Origin of the sequence: Caballeronia arationis (assembly GCF_001544975.2) — a bacterium.
GTDB lineage: Bacteria > Pseudomonadota > Gammaproteobacteria > Burkholderiales > Burkholderiaceae > Caballeronia > Caballeronia arationis.
The window spans coordinates 1-1,432 of sequence record NZ_FCOG02000432.1 but is presented as its reverse complement, the minus strand read 5'-3'; the positions used below and the strand labels follow the sequence as shown (position 1 = coordinate 1,432).

General features: G+C 61.2%; 1 protein-coding gene. It reads left to right on the top strand.

Going from position 1 to position 1,432, the window contains the following annotated elements:
- The first annotated feature begins 699 nt into the window (after nt 1-699).
- Nucleotides 700-1,257 (top strand): cyclophilin-like fold protein, encoded by a 558-nt coding sequence (locus AWB81_RS48150; protein WP_235026255.1) that lies wholly within the window; start codon nt 700-702, stop codon nt 1,255-1,257.
- Nucleotides 1,258-1,432 lie beyond the last annotated feature (175 nt).

The window sequence follows — 1,432 nt, the reverse complement described above, 5'->3', positions numbered from 1 at the left end:
CACACACTCTGTGATAACGTCATGATTGGCTCCGGTCGTCCACGGGTCTTCGGACCCATTGAGCTTCGAGCTCGTACATCGCTGGGCACGTCCCAGCCGGCTCGACCGGAGCCACCTTACACCGCCAGCGCTCCGCAGTCACCCGTACAACTCGTCGGTCTGAGGCGGAGCCTCGTTAGACCTTATGTCGAGGGTATTCGAGCAGCAACGGAGTGAGCTTGGGCAGCAAAGTGGTCTGAAGGACATGCTCGCTGCGGGTGATCCGCCCATGATGCAGCCTCCCATGTATTACGGAATAGCTAGTCTTATGGCCCTCTAAGCATTTTCCGTGCGCCAACACTCATGGCATGAAAAGTCAATGTCGATGACCATCGCGACCGCTGCCCCGCCAAGCTTTAGTAACGAATTCTCTAACTTGAAAGGTATCGAACATGAGCACGCAGAACATCAGCGATCGCGAAAACCGTGGGTGAGCTAGGCTGGCTTCGCCACCGGCGCACTTTTCTTAAGGCGCTGGCATCCCAGTTGGCCATCGCACTGGGTTCGGCCATGGGTGGCCTGCTGTTCGAGTCGACAGGCTACAAGCACCTTCATGGCAAGTGCTGCGGCGCTGCTGTTTGCGGATTTTCTCGCCTTCATCACCTTCCGTTCGCAAGTCCGGCAGGCGGCGTGAGCCGCGTATCACACTAAGAGGAAGCCATGACCACGAGCCTCGGCGTCGTTCGCAATAGCCAACGCCTGCCGGCCGTAAAGAACCGCCATGCGCATGGCCGGCGGGCTGTGCGGGGGCTTGGCGTACTTTGCGGCCTGCTCGTGCTCGGAGCATGTGACGCGGCCCAGCCTGGCGCGTCAGGCTCGCCCACCACCGTCATCGCCGCCAGTTCCCCAGCCACTGCCCAACCGGAGAAATCTCGGATGTGGATGAACATCGGCGAACACCGCTTCGCCATCACCCTGGCCGATACCGAAGCCGCCCGCGCGTTCGCGGCGATGCTGCCGCTCTCGATCGACATGGCCGACCTCAACAGCAACGAGAAGCACGCCGAGCTGCCAAAATCTCTGCCCACGAACGCCAACCGGCCCGGCACGATACGCAACGGCGATCTCATGCTGTACGGGTCGAGGACCCTGGTCGTCTTCTACCTGACTTTCAACTCGTCCTACTCGTACACACGCCTCGGCCGCGTGGACGACCCCGCTGGCCTGGCCCAGGCGATCGGCAGCGGCATCGTGCGAATCGAATTCGCCAAGAACTAACGAGGCTCCGCCTCAGACCGACGAGTTGTACGGGTGACTGCGGAGCGCTGGCGGTGTAAGGTGGCTCCGGTCGAGCCGGCTGGGACGTGCCCAGCGATGTACGAGCTCGAAGCTCAATGGGTCCGAAGACCCGTGGACGACCGGAGCCAATCATGACGTTATCACAGAGTGTGTG